At 41.6% G+C, this 356-nt stretch carries 1 pseudogene; it reads left to right on the forward strand.

What is annotated here, in order from left to right:
• Positions 1-356 (forward strand): annotated as a pseudogene (locus HC176_RS17850) (type IV secretory system conjugative DNA transfer family protein); the annotation flags it as partial.

Consider the following 356-nt stretch of genomic DNA (forward strand, 5'->3'; position numbering starts at 1 on the left):
TCTGGAAACTGAAAACATCTTATCCGCATTTCTGTACCTTACCACATCTAATAGCCATTTATCAGTTTCTGGATACCGATAGTCTCATAAAGTTTTTAGAGACCAATACCACCTCCAGAGCGATGGCAGATGCGTTTATTAGCGGCAAAGATTCCGAAAGGCAGACAGCAGGGGTAAAGAGTACCCTGGCCAATGCTCTGAAACGTATCAGTACACAAAACATATTTATGGCCCTTTCCGCAGATGAAGTGCCATTAAATATTAATAACCCGGAAAATCCTGCTGTGATTTCAGTAGTGAACAATCCTAAATTTGAAACCTCCTATTCCCCTGTAATTGCCACCATAATCCACACG

This window comes from Tamlana crocina, from assembly GCF_012037625.1.